Genomic DNA, 17,990 nt, shown 5'->3' with positions numbered 1-17,990 from the left:
CGATCCGTCAGGCGGAGCGCCCGCCGCCGTCCCCCGGACCTGGGAGGACAGCGTTCCCCACCTGCCGGCGGCGCCGCCCGAAGCCCTCAAGTCCGTTGTCGGGAAACCGAGTTCGGTCATCGGGCGGGGCCGGTATTGGGACATCCTGTCCGGATTCCGTCAGTGGTCTTCACTTCCGGAGCGATGGATGTGAAGACCGTGGACGGTGCCGGAGGAGCTCGCCGCGGGCCCGGCCGCCGCGGCCGGGGCGGGGAGCCCCTGCCCCGCCCGCCGCCGGTCACCGGCATCCGGTCGCCGGACCCGTCTCAGAAGGTGAAGACGGCGCCCCGGCCTCCGTCCATGGCGCACGAGTTGGAGAAGGTGTGGGCGTAGTCGACGCGCCGCCCCTCCCAGACTCCGTCGGCGGTCACCGTGACCGGCTCCCACTCCTTCGTGCAGACACGGTTCGTCGGCGGCGTGGTGATCGCGTCGAACTCGGCGCCGCTCTTCTTGAGTTCGGCGCACGCCGTCACCGCGTCGGGATGGCTGCCCGACGGGCTGGGCGCGCAACTGAGAGTGACCGCGCGCCGTACCGTCCCGGTCTTGTGGTCGGCACCGTCCGTGACGGTGAGCACCAGCGCCGACGGTGCGTACGGACTCCCCTCCCTGTCGGACCCGGCGCCGGCCGAGGCCGGCACGCCTCCGATGGCTGGCTCTCCGGTGGCCGCCGCCGAGGCCCCGGTGCCGCCGGTCGGCGAGCCCCCGGCCGGCAGGGCCGCGCCGGCCGTTCCGGCGAAGGACAGGCTGCTGAGGACCAGTACCGCGCCACAGGCCGCAGCCCTTGCGATGCTCCGCATGTCGAACACTCCCTGGGTCGATGTCTCGGACAACGGACGTGAGTCTTGCTCACGCCAGGGGTGCTTTGCCCGCTCTGTGACCTCTTTTGGTCGCTCCGCGTGTCGCCGTGAACGCGCCGGGTGTCCGTCGCGGCCCGGTCCGGGGTGGGGCCGACGGGGTGGCGGGAGGGGCTTGAGCTGGTTGATTCGCAGCCGGAGTGGCATGTTTGTCATTTGATTGCAAGGCGAAAAGGCCGACAAGCCTTTGAGTGTCTCATCGTCAGCGACGCAGGAGCAGCTCCGTGTTGCGCGCGTCCTTCGGCCCCGCCAGGTCCTGGCGGCTGCCGGGCGCGTTGAGTGCCAGCTCCCGGTAGAGCGACGCCAGACCCGGCTGGGAGAGATCCGTGAAATCGGTCTCGCGCGCCGCCGCCGACTCGATCAGCGTGGTGAACAGCGAGAGCGTGCCGTCCCTGTTGTCGGCGATCTCGACGACGCGCGCGAGCTGCGGGAAGTCGATGTGCGAGGCGGTGGAGATCTCCCAGAACGAACCGTGCGGCAGCACCACGTTGCGGTGGCTGTGCCCGTTGATCCAGGCCACCGCGGAGCGGTGGCGCCGCAGCAGCGCCACGACCTCGTTCCCGTCGTGCCGCCCCTCGCCGGGCCGGGCGGGGTCGGGCCGCTTGTTGCCCATCGTCCAGCTGTTGTGGTGCGTGAACAGCACCACGTACCCGTCGCGGTGGTCCTTCAGGGTCCGCTCCAGCAGGTCGAGTTGCGACGTGCCGAGGGAACCGGTGAAGTGCCCGGCGTGGTCGGTGGTGTCGAGGCTGATCCCGGTGACGTTCTCGCCCATGGGGAAGGTGTAGTCGAGGCTCGCCCCGGCGAGATTGTCCGGCGTGTAGCCGTGGCCCACCGGGCCCGCCCCGGTGTTCGCGGGGTTCAGATGCGCCGAAAGGTACTGAAGGGGGGTGAAGGGGGCGCGGCGCGGGTCGGCGGTGACGGTTCGCAGACGCCGCTTCTCCCGGCGCAGCAGCGCGATCAGGGCGCTGCCGTCCGCGGTGTCGCCCTGGGAGATCCGGGCGACGAGCGTCGCCGCGTCCGGATCCGGGATGTCGTACAACTTCCGCCCCCCGACGGCGAATTCGGCGAGGAAACCGGTCCGGTCGGCGTACGCGCCGCTGGCGAGGCCGTCGTGGTTGCCGGCGGTCGAGTACCAGGGGAGCGTCAGGCCGGGACTGCGCACCGGGCGCAGGGCCGCTTCGAGGAATCCGTCGATACGGGGGTAGCCCAGGCGCTTGTCCGAGTCAGGCGCGCCGTCCTCCGGGTGCCAGTACATCCGCAGGCCCGATTTCTGTACCCCCTCGTAGGTCTCCGGGTCACCGCTGTTGGGCGTGACGAGACCCCCGCTCATCAGCGTGAGGTACCAGTCGAGTTCGCACAGCGAGTTGTTGTCGGTGTTGTCGCCGGTCGTCATGGCGAAGGCGAGCGGGGCGCCGGTCGCCGGCCCGGTCCCCAGCGCGTTGACCTGCTCGACGAGTGACACGGCTCCGGCCACCGACAGCGCCTCGTGGGGGCGCCAGGCGCCGGGCGACTGGCTGCGTACGTACTCGGTGCGCACCGGGTGCTGGACGTCCGTCACATGGAGGTCGGTGAGCTGGACGAAGGAGCTGAGTACCGTACGGCGGTCCTCGCGCCCGGACTTGGCGGATGCGAACTGTTCCCGTACGACCCTGCGCCAGCCCGGCCCGTCCCCGAGCCGCCGGAAGCCGGCGCTCGGGTCGCGCGGTGTGGCGAGCGAGTGGAGCGTGGTGCGGCCGGCCGACGGGCCGCTGGGGGCCGGGGCGGTGGCGGGCGGTGTGCCGGTGCCGGAGGCCGTGGGAGCGGGGGCCGCGGAGGCGCTGCCGGAGCCGCCGCCCGCACCGGCGGCCAGGCCGATCCCGGTCGACAGGCCCACGGCGCCGGCGGCGGCGAGGAACGAACGGCGGTCGACGGCGGTGACCGCGGAGCGGATGCGTGACATGGTGCGCTCTCCCCGAGTGCGTACGTCGCGACAGCAAGGACGCCGGGGTGAGGTCCCGGCCCACCGCTGATGCTGGGCACCCGGCGTGGCCCGCGTATGAACGAGGCGGCAACGGCCGACGCCGAACACCGCACAGGGATCACTCGCAACCGCGAACGTTCTCCGGTGTCTCTCGCGGTGTCCGCGAGCCGCTCATCCACCGTTCACCGGACGGGGAAGGGCGTGCGTCGGCATCGCCACCACATGTTCGAAGTGCCGAACGCACTTCTGCCGAGCCCTGCCCCCGACAGTAAGCGCCCCATGTCCACCCGAACCGCACCGCTGCCCGTACGCAACCCAGGAACGGGCGAACCGCTGGGCGAGACAGAGGACTTCGGGCCCGAACGAGTCATCGGAGACCCGCACACGAACGTGTACGAGGGCAGCGCGAGCCTGACCGGCATCAGGATGTTCGTCCCCAAGGGGAAGAAGAAGTGACGCCGTAGGGAGTATTCGGCGCGGCAGGGGGCACATGCCTCTTCGACCCGAGCCTGCGGCATCCCCCGCCGCAGTGTTCCAACGGCCCCACCGGTCCACCCCCTGCCGGTGGGGTCGCCCCTTTCCCGGGACCGGTCACCGCTCCACGGAGATCCGTACGGGCTCGCCGCCGTCCCCCTCCCACGCGTCCGCCGTCCAGGCGACGTCCGTGGTCCAGGCGGCGGACAGCCGCAGCGTCCGGCCCGGCACCGCGCTCCGCAGGAGCCGCCGCCGGTGCAGCACCCTGTCGCCCCGGCTGACCACCAGCGACGACCGGGCGCCGAGCCTGCTCTCCGTACGGAGGACGAGGCCGCCCGTCGCCACCCGAGGGTCCGCCGGATCGACGCGGTTGGGCGCGACCCACAGCAGGGGCGCCTCGACCTCGATGGGCACGCGCGCGGCCGGCCGGGCGCCGTCCGTCAGATACCGCAGCACGGGCCCGGCCGCGAGCAGCCCCTCCCGCGCCGCCGTACCCGCCGGCTCGACCGCGTGCAGCAGATTGCCGACGGCGAAGACCCCCGCCCGGTCCGTGCGGAACGACCCGTCCACGGCCGGGCCCCGGGTGCCGCGGTCGAGCGTGACACCGCCCCGGCGGGCCAGCTCGTGCTCGGGGATCCAGTCGCCGGTGAAGACCACCGTGTCGCACGCGACGGTCGTGCGCCGGCCGTCCCGGTGCCGCAGCGCCACCCCCGACAGGCGCCCCCGGCCGAGCAGTTCACCCACCCGCGTGCCGACGAGGAGCGGAACGCCGTGCCGGAGCCGGGCGTCCAGGGCCGTCGCGCCGGCGGCCTGGTGGTACGGCAGCTCCGTGACCATGGCCACCACCTCGACACCGGCCGCCCGCAGCGTCCGTATGGCGGAGTAGCCGACCGACTCGGCGCCCACGACGACCGCCCGCCGGCCGACCGGCCGGTGCTGGACGTGCACCGTCCGCTGGAGCTCGCCCGTCGTGAACACCCCGGCGGGCCGGGTGCCGGGCACCAGCCGGGCGGCGCGCGGGCGTTCACGCGCACCGGTCGCCAGGACGACGGCCCGTGCCGTGATCCGCTCCGTACCGGCCGGGCTCGTGACATCGACGGCGAGCGGGGTGCTGCCGGGCTCCGCCGGGTCGCTCCAGCCGGTGACGGAGACGCCCGTACGGACGGTGGCGCCCGCGTGGACCGCCGCGTCCGCCCAGTACCGCGCGTACGCCGGACCGGTCAGGGGCCGTCCCGGACCGCGCGGTCCGAAACCGGAGTGGAGACAGTGCCGGGGGACACCGCCCGGCTCGTCCTCCCGCTCGACGACCTCGACCCCGGCGGAGCCGGTGGCGGCCAGCCGGGACGCCAGCGCCAGACCGGCGGGGCCGGCGCCCACCACGAGGACGTCGACGGCCCGTTCGCGGCGGCCCGGCACGCCGCCGGCCGGGGCGGGGTGCTGTTCGCTGTTCACCGGGCGGCCTCCGGACCGTGCGACGACGCGTCGAACAGGGCGCGCACGGCCGCCCCGCAGTAGAACCCCTGGCACCGGCCGCCCAGCGCCCGGGTCCGCCGGCGCAGCCCCTCGGGGGAGGAGGGCGGGATGTCGGCGGCGAGCGCGTCACGGATCTCGCCGCGCGTCACCCGCTCGCAGTGGCACACGATGGCCCCGTACGCGGGATCGGACGCGATCAGCCCGGCGCGTTCGTACGGACGGGGGAACGCCTCACCGAGGTTCGGCATCGTCACCGGTACGAGGTCGGCGGCCGTGCCCGGTCCGGCGCCCGCCTCCGCCAGCAGCTCCACCACATGCGCGGCGATCGCCATCGACGCGGTCAGCCCCGTCGACCGGATCCCGCCCACCGTGACGTACCGCTGCCCGGGGTGCGAGCGGATCGCGTAGTCGTCGTGTTCGGTGGCCGCGCGCAGCCCCGCGTACACGGCGGTCACCTCCTCTTCGAGGAGGTCCGGCATGATCCGCCGGCCCCTCTCCCTGAGGAAGTCGAGCCCCTCGGCGGTGGAACCGGTGGCACTCCTGTCGTCCAGGTCCTCGGCGGTCGGGCCGAGCATCACGTTGCCGTACACGGTCGGCGCGACCAGGACCCCCTTGCCGAGCGCCGTGGGAACCGGCAGCAGGATCTGGGAAACCAGTGCGCGCGCCGCCTTGTCGAAGACCATCAGCTGGCCGCGCCGTGGTGTCACCGAGAAGTCGGTGTGCCCGAGCAGCCGGTCGAACGTGTCGGCGTACAGGCCCGCCGCGTTGACCAGCCATCGGGTGCGCAGCGGTCCGCGTCCGGTGGTGAGCCGGTGCGGGGAGCGCCGGGAGCCGCCGTCCACGTCGTCCACACGGCAGTTGAGATGGAGGTCGACCCCGGCGCGCACCGCCTGGGTCGCGTAGGCGAGCGTCGTCGTCCACGGACAGATGACGCTCTCGTCGCGGACTTCGAGCGCTCCCACGGCGCCCGGCCCCAGACGCGGTTCGCGGCGGCGCAGCTCGTCGGCGCAGACCGTCCGGGTGCGCCGGTAGCCGTTGCGGGCCGCCTTGCGGGCCAGGGCGGGCAGGGTGGCGAGCTGTTCGTCGTCCCAGGCGACCAGCAGGGCGCCGACCGGCTCGACCGGGATGCCGCACTCCTCGGCGTACACGGCGAGCCTGTCCCGGCCCTCGCGTACGAGCCGGGCTTCGAGCGAGCCGGGCACCGCGTCGAAACCGGTGTGCAGGATGGCCGTGTTGGCCTTCGACGTCCCGTCGCCGACATCGCCGGACGCCTCGACCAGGGCGGTGCGCAGTGGGTGGCGGGCCAGTTCGCGGGCGATCGCCGCGCCGACGACCCCGGCGCCGACGACCACCACGTCGTACACCTCGTCCGGCAGGGGCCCCGAGACGGTGACGGTCATACCGTGCCCGTCCGACCGGCGGACGGCAGTCGGTCGACGAGCGCGTCCACCTCCGCACGGAAGACACCGAGCCGCTCGTCCGCCTCGTCCGCCCCGATCGCCGGCTCGAAGACCTTCTGGGGACGCCACCGGGGCGCGGCCGTCTCCACCGTCGTACCGGGGTCGAGACCGATCCGGGCGAGCGCGCCCACGCCCAGCGCGGTGGCGTCGGGCAACGGGGAGAGTTCGACGGGCCGTTGCAGCAGATCGGCCTGGGTCTGCATGAGCAGGTCCGACCGGGTCAGCCCGCCGTCGACGCGCAGCGACTCCAGGGGCGTGCCGGTGTCCTGCGCCACGGCGTCGGCCAGCGCCACGACCTGGGCCGCGATGCCCTCGCAGAGCGCCCGCACCAGATGGCCGGGTCCCGTCTCCAGGCCGAGCCCGGTCATCGACCCCTTCGCGTCCCCCCGCCACCACGGCGCGGCGAGCCCGGCGAGCGACGGTACGAAGGTGACACCCCCGCTGTCGGCGACGGACGCGCCCACCCGGTCGAGGTCGCCGGCGCCCGAGATCACACCGAGGTCGCTGAGCCACCGCACGGCCGAGGCCGCCGTGTACACCTGTCCGTCGAGGCAGTAGCTGGTGCGCCCGTCGAGCCGCCAGGCCACACAGCCGACCAGTCCGGTGCCGCTGCGCAGGGGACGCGGCCCGGTCTGCGCGAGGAGGAACGCCCCCGTGCCGTAGGTGCACTTGGCCGTCCCCGGCTCGGTCACGTTCTGGGCGAGCAGTGCGGCCTGCTGGTCGACGAGCAGCCCCGTCAGCGGGAGAGGGTCGTCGCCGAAGGCCGTCGTGACGCCGAACCGCCCCGCCGCGTCCACGACCCGGGGCAGCCGTTCGCCGCCCATCCCGAAGACGTCCAGGGCGGCGGGGGACCACTCGGCGGTGTCGAGGTCCAGCAGCTGGGTGCGTCCGGCCGTCGCCGCGTCGGTGACGAACTCGCCGGTCAGCCGGTGGACGAGCCAGGAGTCGGAGGTCGTGACGACGCCTTCGCGGGTCAGGTTCCGCCGGATCCACGCCATCTTGGGCGCGGCGAAGTACGGCTCCAGTGGCAGACCGGTCAGCTCCCTCAGCATCCGGCCGTGCGGCGCGAGTTCGGCGCAGACGGACGCGGCACGCCGGTCCTGCCACACGATCGCGTCGGTCAGCGGCTCGCCGGTGCCGGGGTCCCAGGCGAGTACGGTCTCGCCCTGGTTGGCCAGTCCGACCGCGGCGACGGGCTCGCCGGCGTCGGCGAGCGCCAGGCGTCCCGCGTCGACCACCGAGGAGAGCAGCAGGGCGGGGTCCGCCTCGACCAGTCCGCCGGAGCCGTAGCGCGGGGGCGCCGGGGCCGAGCCGCTGCCGATCACCCCCCGCTCCGGACAGATCACCAGAGCCTTGGTGGAGGAGGTGCCCTGATCGACGGCGAGCACCGGCCGCGCGGCCGGGTTCACGGCGGTGCCGGGGGAGTGCTGAGCTGGCGGCATGTCACGTTCTTCGGTTCGGAGTCCGGTGATCGTCCGATCACTGAGCGAAAGGGTGACGCGGCCTGCCTGCGACGTCAAGGTCACGACATGCACTCAGGGTTGCCTAAGATCAGCAAAGTGTTCAAAGGTCGTCGCATTGACCCCTACACTGATCGCCGAGTAACAGCGGAGTGTCACTGAGTAGCGTGATTCTCGGGTGCCGGGATGTGAACTACACCGGAAAGAGGCGGAGTTGCGGGAGAATCGGGCGGAGGGTCCGTGAGCGATCGCTTTCGTCCGCTGTACCACCCAGCGGGTCATGACAGCGAACTCCGGTCGGCTGTCCAGGAGTTGCGCACCGGGCGCTGGCTGTCGATGCGTGACCTGCTCGAAGGTACGCACGGCTGGGCGCTGTGGACCCGGCGCACACAGGTGCTCGCCGCCGTCGCCGCCGGCACCGACACCGTGCACACCTGGCTGACCGAGGAGCCGGACAGCGAGGCCGCCGTGGTCATGCAGACACGGGTGGCCGTGGAGCGCGCGCTGCGCGCGCACCGCGACAACCACGCCCGGACGACCGATCTGTGGCAGCAGGCGTGGGAGGCGTGCTCCGCCACCGCGCGGCTGGTCCCGGCCGACCCCGTCCCCTGGGTCTGTCTGCTCGCGCTCGCCCAACTCGACGGCAAGCAGCGGATGGAGGAGAACCGGCTGGCGCCGCCGGGCCCGATGCTCTTCCCCGGCCCGTGGGCCCTGCTCGCCGAGGCCGACAAACGCGATCCGGGCAACCGCGAGGCGTACCACCGGATGCTCCAGTTCGTGTATGCCCGCAGGTCCGACGGCTCGCTGTCGGAGGCGGTCAACTTCGTCCAGTGGGCGGCCTCCTCCGCCTCCGAGGGGTCGTCGCTCCAGGCGCTGCCGCTCTTCGTGCGGGTCGAGAGATACCGCAGGGAGGGCGGCAACGAGAAGGCGCTGGACCTGCACTGGGTCACCGAGGACGCCACCAGGGACGCGCTGCGGGCACTGCACATTTGGTTCGACCGCTCCGTGCCCGCCGAGAACTCGCTGCTGGACCTCAACTACCTGGCGCACGCCCTCTGGGGATCGCTCCAACTGGCCGAGGCGGCAAGGGTGTTCGAGGCGCTGGGCCCGTACTACACCCCTCTGCCGTGGTCCTACCGCGCCCGGAGACCGAGCGACACCGCACAGGTCGAGGAGGTGTTCGCCCGCGCCCGCGCCCGCTGCTTCGCCGCCGCCCGCGAGCGGAAGTCGGACACCTAGAGCCCAGGGCCCCCGCTCCGGGCCCGCCGCGCCCCGTGCCGGCTCTGTCACGCTCTCCGCCGCGCGATCCCCCGTCTGATCCCCGAAACTCTCCGTACCCGGAGGTACTGCCGTGTCCGTCTCCCCACCGGCCTGGTCGAAGCCGGAATCAGTCCCGCAGCAGGATGAAGAAGAACGGCTGAGGGAACTCGGTTACCAGCCGGTGCTCGCCCGCAGGATGGGCGGCTTCGGCAACTTCGCCATCAGTTTCTCGGTCATCTCGATCCTCTCGGGATGTATGACCCTGTACGGCTTCGGGCTCATCACCGGCGGTCCCGCCGTGATGCTCTGGGGCTGGGTGGGCGTCGGTCTGTTCGTGCTCTGCATAGGCATGGCGCTGGCGGAGGTGACCAGCGCCTATCCCACGTCCGGGGCGCTCTACTACATGGCCGACCGGCTCGGCGGACGCAAGTGGGGCTGGTACACCGGCTGGCTGAACCTGCTCGGACTGCTCGGCGCGATCGCCGGAATCGACTACGGCGCCGCCCTGTTCACCGGCGCGTTCCTCAACCTCCAGTGGGGATTCGACCCCACGCCGGGCTGGACCATGGTCATCTTCATGTGCATCCTGCTGCTGCACGCGACGCTGAACCTGTTCGGGGTCCGTCTGGTCAGCGTGCTCAACTCGATCAGCGTCTGGTGGCACCTCGGCGGTGTCGCCCTGATCGTCGGCATCCTCGCGATCGTTCCCAAGAACCACCAGTCGCCGGAGTTCGTCTTCACCCAGTTCGTCAACGAGACCGGCTGGGAGAATCCGCTCTATGTGGCCGCGATCGGTCTGCTGCTCGCCCAGTACACCTTCTGCGGCTACGACGCGTCCGCGCATCTCTCGGAGGAGACGTCCAACGCCTCCGTCTCCGCCGCGCGCGGCATCGTGCGCGCCATCTGGGTCTCCTGGATCGCCGGCTTCGCCCTGCTCGCCGGTCTGACCTTCGCGATCCAGGACTACGCGGCCACGAGCGGTGCCGGAGTGCCGCCCGCGCAGATCTTCATCGATGTCCTGGGCACCAACGGCGCCAGCGCACTTCTGCTTGTCGTGATCATGGCGCAACTCTTCTGCGGCAACGCCGAGGTGGCCGCCGCCAGCCGCATGGTCTTCGCCTTCAGCCGGGACAACGCCCTGCCCGGATCGGCGCTGTGGCGGCGCGTCAGCAGCCGCACCCAGACGCCCGTGCCCGCCGTGTGGCTGTCGGTCGGCTTCGCCTGTGTGCTCGCCCTGCCGTCGCTGTACTCGCCGACCGCGTACGGCGCCGTGACGGCCATCAACGTCATCGGCATCACGCCCGCCTACGCGATCCCGATCTATCTGAAGCTGCGCGCCGGCGACCGCTTCCAGCCGGGTCCCTGGACACTGGGCCGCTGGAGCAAGCCGATCGGCTGGATCGCCGTCGTCTGGGTCGCGATCGTCACCGTGATCTTCTGTCTGCCGCAGAAGAACCCGGTCACCACGGACACCATGAACTACGCGGTGATCGCGCTGGCCGTCGTACTGGCCCTGGCCACCGCCTGGTGGTACGCGGCGCGCGGCTCGTACAGCACTCCCCAGTCCTACGGCAGCGCCCGCGAGCAGTCGGAGATCTCCGAGGGGATCGTGTAGGGCTACCCGTACGACCCCGTCCCCGGTACGGAGGCGACGCCGACTCCGCCTCCGCACCGGGGACGTCTCCGTACACAGGACGTGCCCACGATCAACCTCCTTACGGAGGACGGCTGTTCCGCGAGCCCCCGGCGAGCGGGTCCGTCACTCCTCCTGGAGGAACCTCCTGGCCAGTTCGCTGCCCAGCCGCACCGCCGACGACCGGCTCTCGATCGGGGTGACCTCCGAGTCCTTGAACAGGATGTAGGTCACCCCGGAGGGGACTCCGCCGCCCGCGGGATCGGGATCGATCCCCAGCGAGCGCGCCGCGGCGTACGACGCCTCCCCGACGAGTTCCGCCGGCCCGGTGTCGCCCACCACCGCGTACTCCACCCGGTCCTCGTGGACGACCGCCGCGACACCGCCGCCGTGGATGCCGGAGGCGGAGTGGTCCCAGATCCGGCTCGGCGCCGGCACCACGACATACGGCAGCTCCGCCGCGTTCAGAGGCTCGCCGTCCGACTGCCGGAAGGCCGTGCTCCCGTGGAACCACGGGTCCGTCTTCCTGTTGCAGCGGGCGGTGACCCGCCCGTCGCAGTCGATGTCCAGGTCGGCCTTCCAGAACACGGCGCCCTTCCCGCCGCAGACGGGTACGTCGGCGGGCTTCCCCCGGTCCGTCCGGTACAGCCCCTTCGAGACGCGCGAGCAGTCCGCGGCCTTCGCCCGCAGGGCCGCCGCCGTGACCGCGCCCTCCAGCCGGGGCGGGCCGTCGGTGACCGGCGGGCCGGGCGCCCCGGCCAGGGGCGGCGGCGATGGCGGCAGATGCGATGTGTCGAGCGCCCTCGCGGGGTGCGCGGAGGCGGGCAGGGCGGAAGCGGTGAGCAGCACGGCGCCGACGGCGGCGTGGAGACGCGGACTGTGGTGCACGGAGACGTTCCCTTTCGGGTTCTCGAAGGCGCCTTACGGCCTGTCCTCGCGGCTCTCTATGAAGAGGGCCAGCCTGCCGAGGAAGATCCGCTGCCCCGTCACCAGCAACTCCACGGCGTCCTCCAGGGAGAACCAGCCGAGCCGGTCGAGCTCCGGGAACTCGCGCTCGACGCCCGACCCGCGCGGCCACTCCATCGTGAACGTGCCGGGTACCGCGAGCGCGGGATCGAAGTCCCCCTCGACGGCCCACACGGTGACCGTCTTGCCGCCCGACTGGCGGGTCTCGCCCAGCGGCTCCCGGTGCCCGGCGGGCGGAGGATGGCCCACCTCCTCCTCGAACTCCCGGTCGGCGGCGTCCTCGGGCGTCTCGCCGGGGCCGTACTCACCCTTGGGGATCGACCACGCGGCCCGGCTGCGCCCCGCCCAGAACGGGCCGCCCATGTGCCCGATGAGCACCTCGGTGCCGGTGTCCGTGACCCGGTAAAGAAGGAGTCCCGCGCTTCGCTTCCCTGACATCACGTCAGTCTGTGGGGGGTCGTGCGGGAGCGCCATCGGGGGAGCGCAAGTGAGGGTGGCGGATCGCTCCCGGGGCCCGCGCCGAAGGTAAAGGGAAAGTAATGGGAACGCAATGGGAGTCTCGTGGCGTTAGGGGGGTAGACGTAGTCCGAGGCCCTTGAGCGGGGTCGTCGGTGTCATCGAAGCGCAGGAGACGGCAATGCCCGGAATCATCGACCGCATCAAGACCTTCACCCGTAGTCCGCAGGGGCAGCGCGTGATCGGTCAGGCACGCGCGGCCTCGTCGGACCCGAGGAAGCGCGAACAGGCCCGCCGCCTGTTCGGAAAGCTGCGTGGAGGCAGGCGCTGACACGGACGAACCGCGGCGGTACCCGCGCACGGCGGGGCCCGGCCTCACCATGAGGCCGGGCCCCGCCCGCGGGCGCCGGTTGCGTCACCGTCGCCGGCCGCGGGTCGGCGCGGTCAGGGGAACTGGACCACGACCGAGGGGATGGTCGACGTCCCGGACGTGGGTTCGCCGATGTCGTTGATCACCCGCTCGTACTGGCCCTGCCCGCCGAGCGAGACGACCAGCAGATGGTGGAACTTCACACCGGGTTTGACCGGCGCGGAGAAGCCGTTGTGCTGCTGGATCGTGGGATCGACGTTGTAGTAGCAGTAACTCCCCATCCCCCAGCCCTCGTGCTCGTCGACCGATTCGTCGACCCGGTAGGCGGAGTAGCCCTTGGTGTCGCCGTTCTGGATCGCCGCCTGGTTGGGCGCGTCGTACGCCTTCTCGTTCTGGAAGAAGATCGTCCGGCCGCGTTCGCCGTACCACTCGACGTCGTACTTGTTGAAGTGTTCGACGAACAGACCGGTGGCCAGGACGTCGTCACCGTTCACCCGGACGCCGAAGTCCGCCCGGTTGGTCTCCCAGCCGACCCCGTCGCCGTGGTCCGCCCGCCACACCCAGGTGTGATCGATGATCGTGTCGTCACTGTTGACGACCATGCTGGTGGTCGCCTTGCCGGGACCGGCTCCGCCGATCCGGATGAAGACGTCCTGGACCGTGGTCGGATTGGCCGAGTGGTCGGCGGACGACCCCTCGGGGCCGACCTCCAGCAGCGTCTCGGAGTTGACCGGGCCGGCGTCGATCAGGAAGCCGGCCAGCTTCACCCCGTCCACATCGGCGACCTTCATCGCCGTCACCCCGTTGTCGGGGATGACCGTGGCGAGGCCCAGACCGAGGACGACCGTGTCGGGGCGGTTGACGTTGATCGTCTCGTCCACGTGGTACACGCCGGGCGTGAACAGCAGATTGAGGCCCTGGTCGAGCGCGGCGTTGATGGTCTGCGCCGTCGCGCCGGGCTTGACCACGTAGAACTGGTCCAGGTCGATGGACGAACCCGCGGGCGCGCCGCCGTCCCAGGTCACCCCGCGCGCGTTCACGCGCTTCTCCGGCACGAACACCTTGTAGGTGTCGCCGTCCAGATGAAGGAAGGGCTTCTCACGGGAGACGGGGGTCGTCTCCAGCGTCGTGTACGGCGGGTCCGGGAAGCTCTGCGCGGGCGCGCCCTGCACACCGGAGAACGTCATGTTCCACACGGCGTTCTGCCAGCCGCCGACCGAACTGTCGCGGGTGTACCACTGCTGCTGGGAGTACGGGCCCACACTGCCGTCGATCTTGCTGTCGGCGATGTAGCCGCCGCTGGCCCAGCCGTATCCGTCGGGCGCCAGATTGAGCCCGCCCTTGACGTGCATACGGCGGAACGGGGCGGCCTGTGAGACCGCCCAGCGGTTGGTGCCGTTCACCGGGTTGAGTGACAGGTTCTCGGCCGAGCGCCAGAAGTTCTGGGTGGCGTTGCCGTCGAACCAGCCGGCGTCCACGGTCACGTCGCCGTTGATGCTGACGTCGTCGGGCGAGAGTCCCAGACCCGACACCGAGGTGTAGAAGCCGAGTTGGGCGTTCAGGCCGTTGTACGTCCCCGGCTTGAACAGGAACTGGTAGCGGCCGGAGCCGAACTGGTCCGACTCCTGCCGCTCGAAGACCTCGTCGAGCTTGCCCTGGATGTCGGGCGTCGAAGGGTCGAACACGATCACGTTGGGGCCGAGATCACCGCCGCCCTCGATCGGGTCCGCGTGCGCGGGACCGCTGGGGACGAAGGCCAGCAGGGTGGCGGCCAGGGTGGCGGCGAGTGTCGCCGCCAGCCCGCGGCGGGACGGCCGTGAGGTGCCGCGGAGTGCCGGAGAGTCGATGGGGGGAGCGTGCACGGGCATCTCTCCTGAGTCGTGAACGGTGGGGGGAACACCTCAAGAGCCCTCCGTGAAATCTGAGAGAGCGCTCTCTGAGTGCACGGCTGATGCTGCTCCGCTGTTTCGTACACGTCAAGAGTTGTGAACAGACGGACCGTCACGGGTTCCGCCGTGAACAAGAAGTGACCGCCGGCGAGTCGGTCGCCGGCGGTCACCGGGGCGGTGCGGCCGGGAGGCCGGGGCCCGGTCAGACGAACTGCCAGAGATGGTCGTCCGTGCCGTTGTCCTCGAACTGGACCACCTGCGCGCTGTTGGCCGTCGACATCCCGTCCACCCCCAGGACCTTTCCGCTGTGCCGGTTGAGGATCAGCGACCAGCCCGCACCACGGTCGACGAGCTGCCAGAGGTGGGCGCCGCTCCCGTCGTCCTCGAACTGCACGATCCGCGCGCTGTTGGCCGTCGATCCGCCCTCGGCGCCGATGATCCTCCCGCTGTGTCCGTTGCGGAGCAGGAACCAGCCGCCGCCCGCCGGGGACAGCTGCCAGGCGTGGTCGGCCGTCCCCGTGTTGTCGAACTGCACGACCCGCCCGCCCGCGTCCAGCGACATCCCGTCCACGGCGAGCACCTTGCCGCTGTGCTTGTTCCGGATCCTGCGGTACGGCGGCTCGGCCGTCCAGGCCCGCCCGCCGGGCGACGCGGTCGGGAAGGCGGTGATCCGCAGCCGGGCCGCCCCCATCGGGATCAGCGTCACCGGCTCAAGCGGCGCCGCGCTGCGGGCCGGACTGTCCTGGAGGGGCGCGACGACGCGCTGGTCGTCGGCCACCCACTCCTCGATACGGCGCGCCGTCGTGGTGATCCGGACCGGCGTGCCCTCGTGGGTGAAGGGGTTCGCGGCCAGCGGTCCCTCGTCGGCCGTGAACCGCAGCCCTCTGAGCGGGTCCGGCGCGAGACCGACGTTCCACGGGGTGGTGGGGTGCACCGAGAGTTCGGGGAAGTCCTCGGTGCCCGCGAACCGTTCGTACCGCTCGCCGATCCTGAGGGAGTACGTGAGCGGCCCGTGGTCCACGCTGACGGACCCGTGGTTGTCGTCCCAGGTGCGCACGGTGGTGCGCTGCGGCAGCCGCAGGGTCACCCGGTCGCCGTTCGCCCACTCGCGTGACACGGTGAAGAACCGCGGCCCGCCCGGTACGGCCACGCGCCGTCCGGCGACCGTGAGTTGGGGATCCGGGCACCAGCCGGGGATCCGCAGATGGAGCGGGAAGGTGACGCGACCGGGGGTGCCGACGGTGAGGGTGACGGTCTCCTTGAACGGATAGTCGGTGTCCTCGGTGACGGTGACCTCCGTGCCGTCGGCGACCTTCGCGCGCACCCGGCTCGGCGCGTACATCGCCGCCGCGAGTCCCCGGTCGGGCGTGGCGAGCCACAGCTCCTCGGTGAAGTAGGGCCAGCCCATGCCGTAGTTGTGCGGACAGCAGCGGTAGCTGTCGATGCCCGGCCTGTACGCCTGCATGGCGAAGCCGTTCTGGAACTGGCCCTGGTTCTTGGCGGTGTCGTCCAGCTCGACAGCGTTCGCGCTGGTGATGTAGTGGATGCCCCGGCCCCGCGGGTCGGTGGCGGCGGGCAGCAGATTGAACGCCAGCTCCTCGCAGCGGTCGGCCCACACCGGGTCACCCGTTATCCGGGTGAGCAGTTCGTGGCTGGCCATGAACTCGACCGTGCCGCACGTCTCGAACCCCTGGCGGGGGTCGCCGAAACCGGGGCGGGAGTTCTCGTCCCCGGCGAAGCCGCCACCCGGGAACCGGCCGTAGGCACCCATGACGGCCGCGTAACTCCGGTACGTGGCACGCGTCAGCTCCGCGGAGCCGGACCGCAGCGCGTACTGGGCCGGCTCACGGAACCCCTGGGCGATGTTGACGTTGTGCATGTCGGGGAAGTTGTCGACCCAGTCGGCGCCGTGGGTGTGCATCTTGTCGGCGAGGTCGAGCAGGAACGACTCGCCGGTGCGGTTGTAGAGCCAGAAGGCGATGTCGAGACCGTCGCCCCAGCGCTTGGACACCCAACTGGAGTTGAAGGCGCCGGGGCCCTGCGCGTTCATGTAGCGCAGGAACGGGACGACGAACGGCACGACGCGCTCGTCCCCGGTGAACTCCTCGTGCGAGCGCAGCGCCTGGAGCAGCGGCAGATACGGCCAGAAGTCCGGACCGCCGTTGAGTGCCGTACGCAGCCGGGCCGGGCCGAAGAAGCCGTCGGGCTGCCGGGTGGCGATGATCGCGTCGATCCAGCGGCGGGCGGTGGCGAGGGCCGCCGGGTCGCCGGTGAGCGCGGCCAGGTCCACATAGCCGCGCAGCCAGTAGGTGACCTCCTCCCAGCCGGCCTTCTCCGGGTGCACCCAGCCGGATTCGTCGAACCGCAGGAAGTGCGAGACCTCCGCGTACCGCCCGAAGAGACCGTCGAGCAGCAGGCGCAACTGGCCCGTCAGCCAGCCGCGCGGGGTCACGCTGCCCAGCGGCAGTCTCTGGAACGCGGTCGGGGCGAGCGGCGCGGCGTTCGGCGTGTACCAGCCGCCGCGTGCCGGGGCGACGGCGGCGGCCGTCGGCGCCAGCGGTCCCAGCAGGCCCGCACCGCCGATCGCGAGGGCGCCGGTGCCGAGGAATTGTCGTCTGTCGAGCGTCATCGGGTCTCCCGTCCACAAGCATCGACGAAGGCTGTACAACGTTGGAAACGGTGGCAGTTGGCATCACAGCACGGTGCTTGCGCCGTGTCCAGAGACCCGACGCGGGCGCCTGGCGCGGACCCCGCCCCCGCGCCCTCATGGGCATCCGGCACTCCCGCCCGACGCCGCGCGGAGACTCCGGGCGTTACCGGCGGCGGCGTCTACAGCGCCGCCGCCACCGCGTCCACGAACAGCGCGTGCCCCCGGTGGCTGCGCGGCGCCCCGGATTCCACGCCACCGTGCGCACCCGCGTCTGGAGCTCCCGCCACCGCCGGTCGCCCCCGAGCGCGCCGGGCCGGGCCGCGTTCGCCCGTACGTCGGCCAGCACGACGTCCGGTTCGAGCGCGAGCGCCCGCGACCAGTCCGTGGTCAGCCAGTTGCCGCCCGTGCCCTGTCCGGGATCGAGCAGGTCGACACCGAGCGCCGTCAGCGCCCGCAGATCCGGCCGACTCCCGGGGCGCGCGAGGCGTACGGTGCCGGGCCCGGCGGCCGACAGGGCGAGCGACCGCGCCGCCGCGGGCCGCGGTGAGCGTACGGAGCCGGGCCTCCGCCCACTCCAGATCCTGCTCGTCGGGTTCCCGCGGGGCGCCGAGCGAGCGGGCGAGTGCCGTGAACCGGTCCCTGATCCCGTGCGGCGGCCGGTCCCTGCCCACGTCGGTGACGACCACGGGCAGCCGCTCCTCCAGACGCCCGGCCGCCTCCGGGGCGATGCCGTAGACCTGACCGCCGCCGTAGCCGACGGCGACCACGAGATCGGGCCCGGCGGCGATGACGGCGTCGGTGTCGACCGAGCCGCCCGCGCCGAAGTCCCGGGTGCGGTCGAGCGGCGGCCCGCCCGCCTTCGCGGGGTCGGGGGAGTCGCCGTCGTGCTGGGAGCCGAAGACGCCCATGGGCCGCAGGCCGTGGGCCCACAGGGTCGCGCCCGCCTGAACGCAGGCCACGGCCCGGGCCGGAGGACGGTCGGCGACGGATACCCGGCCGCGATCGTCCGTGACCTCCCAGCCGCCGTACGGGGAACATGGCGTCGC

Annotated in this window: 14 protein-coding genes; 4 read left to right on the top strand and 10 right to left on the bottom strand. The window is 72.0% G+C overall.

Annotated features, from left to right (window positions below):
* Positions 1 to 305: 305 nt before the first annotated feature.
* Complete coding sequence (locus ACZ61E_RS05440; protein WP_469697731.1) at positions 306 to 836, bottom strand: subtilase-type protease inhibitor; 531 nt, start codon at positions 834 to 836, stop codon at positions 306 to 308.
* 259 nt (positions 837 to 1,095) lie between these two features.
* A complete protein-coding gene (locus ACZ61E_RS05435; protein WP_469697729.1) occupies positions 1,096 to 2,832 on the bottom strand; it encodes a TIGR03767 family metallophosphoesterase in 1,737 nt (578 codons plus the stop codon).
* Between the two features lie 300 nt (positions 2,833 to 3,132).
* Between ACZ61E_RS05435 and ACZ61E_RS05430 the strand changes: the two genes are divergently transcribed.
* Entirely contained in the window at positions 3,133 to 3,309 is a 177-nt protein-coding gene (locus ACZ61E_RS05430; protein WP_469697727.1) for a hypothetical protein, read from the top strand.
* Between the two features lie 135 nt (positions 3,310 to 3,444).
* On the opposite strand, the gene ACZ61E_RS05425 is transcribed toward ACZ61E_RS05430, so the two are convergent.
* Genes ACZ61E_RS05425 through ACZ61E_RS05415 form a run of 3 tightly spaced genes read right to left on the bottom strand, consistent with a single transcriptional unit; the run spans position 3,445 to position 7,702 of the window.
* Positions 3,445 to 4,779 (bottom strand): NAD(P)/FAD-dependent oxidoreductase, encoded by a 1,335-nt coding sequence (locus tag ACZ61E_RS05425; protein WP_469697725.1) that lies wholly within the window; start codon positions 4,777 to 4,779, stop codon positions 3,445 to 3,447.
* Positions 4,776 to 6,200: an FAD-dependent oxidoreductase gene (locus ACZ61E_RS05420; protein WP_469697723.1), complete on the bottom strand. Its 1,425-nt coding sequence runs from the start codon at positions 6,198 to 6,200 to the stop codon at positions 4,776 to 4,778. Before ACZ61E_RS05420 ends, ACZ61E_RS05425 begins: the two co-directional genes overlap by 4 nt.
* Complete coding sequence (locus tag ACZ61E_RS05415) at positions 6,197 to 7,702, bottom strand: FGGY family carbohydrate kinase (RefSeq protein WP_469697721.1); 1,506 nt, start codon at positions 7,700 to 7,702, stop codon at positions 6,197 to 6,199. The genes ACZ61E_RS05420 and ACZ61E_RS05415 overlap by 4 nt, the downstream gene beginning before the upstream one ends.
* Before the next feature lie 354 nt (positions 7,703 to 8,056).
* Here ACZ61E_RS05415 and ACZ61E_RS05410 point away from each other — a divergent pair, with 354 nt between their 5' ends.
* Entirely contained in the window at positions 8,057 to 8,959 is a 903-nt protein-coding gene (locus tag ACZ61E_RS05410; protein ID WP_469697974.1) for a hypothetical protein, read from the top strand.
* 112 nt (positions 8,960 to 9,071) lie between these two features.
* Positions 9,072 to 10,595: an amino acid permease gene (locus ACZ61E_RS05405; protein WP_469697720.1), complete on the top strand. Its 1,524-nt coding sequence runs from the start codon at positions 9,072 to 9,074 to the stop codon at positions 10,593 to 10,595.
* Between the two features lie 144 nt (positions 10,596 to 10,739).
* Here the strand turns inward: ACZ61E_RS05405 and ACZ61E_RS05400 are convergent, their stop codons facing one another.
* Entirely contained in the window at positions 10,740 to 11,501 is a 762-nt protein-coding gene (locus ACZ61E_RS05400; protein WP_469697718.1) for a glycoside hydrolase family 75 protein, read from the bottom strand.
* A 33-nt stretch (positions 11,502 to 11,534) separates the two neighbouring features.
* Complete coding sequence (locus ACZ61E_RS05395) at positions 11,535 to 12,017, bottom strand: NUDIX hydrolase (RefSeq protein WP_469697716.1); 483 nt, start codon at positions 12,015 to 12,017, stop codon at positions 11,535 to 11,537.
* 199 nt (positions 12,018 to 12,216) lie between these two features.
* Here ACZ61E_RS05395 and ACZ61E_RS05390 point away from each other — a divergent pair, with 199 nt between their 5' ends.
* A complete protein-coding gene (locus tag ACZ61E_RS05390; RefSeq protein WP_469697715.1) occupies positions 12,217 to 12,366 on the top strand; it encodes a hypothetical protein in 150 nt (49 codons plus the stop codon).
* Positions 12,367 to 12,479: 113 nt separating this feature from the next.
* On the opposite strand, the gene ACZ61E_RS05385 is transcribed toward ACZ61E_RS05390, so the two are convergent.
* The 3 genes from ACZ61E_RS05385 to ACZ61E_RS05375 form a co-directional block, all read right to left on the bottom strand.
* Positions 12,480 to 14,273 carry a coagulation factor 5/8 type domain-containing protein gene (locus tag ACZ61E_RS05385; protein ID WP_469697713.1) on the bottom strand — a complete coding sequence of 598 codons (1,794 nt, stop codon included), beginning with the start codon at positions 14,271 to 14,273 and terminating at the stop codon, positions 12,480 to 12,482.
* 223 nt (positions 14,274 to 14,496) lie between these two features.
* Positions 14,497 to 16,923, bottom strand: coding sequence for a beta-L-arabinofuranosidase domain-containing protein (locus tag ACZ61E_RS05380; protein WP_469697711.1), 2,427 nt, complete (start codon positions 16,921 to 16,923; stop codon positions 14,497 to 14,499).
* Between the two features lie 200 nt (positions 16,924 to 17,123).
* Positions 17,124 to 17,903: a hypothetical protein gene (locus tag ACZ61E_RS05375; RefSeq protein WP_469697709.1), complete on the bottom strand. Its 780-nt coding sequence runs from the start codon at positions 17,901 to 17,903 to the stop codon at positions 17,124 to 17,126.
* Positions 17,904 to 17,990: the final 87 nt, after the last annotated feature.

It is taken from the genome of Streptomyces sp. NPDC104581 (assembly GCF_055583685.1).
Note: the sequence above shows the minus strand (reverse complement) of the source record. Positions and strands in the feature narration are given on the sequence as shown.

What these genes read in the sequence shown, in the direction of transcription:
- ACZ61E_RS05430 (WP_469697727.1), top strand. Translation starts at nt 3,133, where the DNA reads ATGTCCACCCGAACCGCACCGCTGCCCGTACGCAACCCAGGAACGGGC.
- ACZ61E_RS05385 (WP_469697713.1), bottom strand. Translation starts at nt 14,273, where the DNA reads ATGCCCGTGCACGCTCCCCCCATCGACTCTCCGGCACTCCGCGGCACC.
- ACZ61E_RS05435 (WP_469697729.1), bottom strand. Translation starts at nt 2,832, where the DNA reads ATGTCACGCATCCGCTCCGCGGTCACCGCCGTCGACCGCCGTTCGTTC.
- ACZ61E_RS05410 (WP_469697974.1), top strand. Translation starts at nt 8,057, where the DNA reads ATGCGTGACCTGCTCGAAGGTACGCACGGCTGGGCGCTGTGGACCCGG.
- ACZ61E_RS05415 (WP_469697721.1), bottom strand. Translation starts at nt 7,702, where the DNA reads ATGCCGCCAGCTCAGCACTCCCCCGGCACCGCCGTGAACCCGGCCGCG.
- ACZ61E_RS05440 (WP_469697731.1), bottom strand. Translation starts at nt 836, where the DNA reads ATGCGGAGCATCGCAAGGGCTGCGGCCTGTGGCGCGGTACTGGTCCTC.
- ACZ61E_RS05390 (WP_469697715.1), top strand. Translation starts at nt 12,217, where the DNA reads ATGCCCGGAATCATCGACCGCATCAAGACCTTCACCCGTAGTCCGCAG.
- ACZ61E_RS05420 (WP_469697723.1), bottom strand. Translation starts at nt 6,200, where the DNA reads ATGACCGTCACCGTCTCGGGGCCCCTGCCGGACGAGGTGTACGACGTG.
- ACZ61E_RS05395 (WP_469697716.1), bottom strand. Translation starts at nt 12,017, where the DNA reads ATGTCAGGGAAGCGAAGCGCGGGACTCCTTCTTTACCGGGTCACGGAC.
- ACZ61E_RS05380 (WP_469697711.1), bottom strand. Translation starts at nt 16,923, where the DNA reads ATGACGCTCGACAGACGACAATTCCTCGGCACCGGCGCCCTCGCGATC.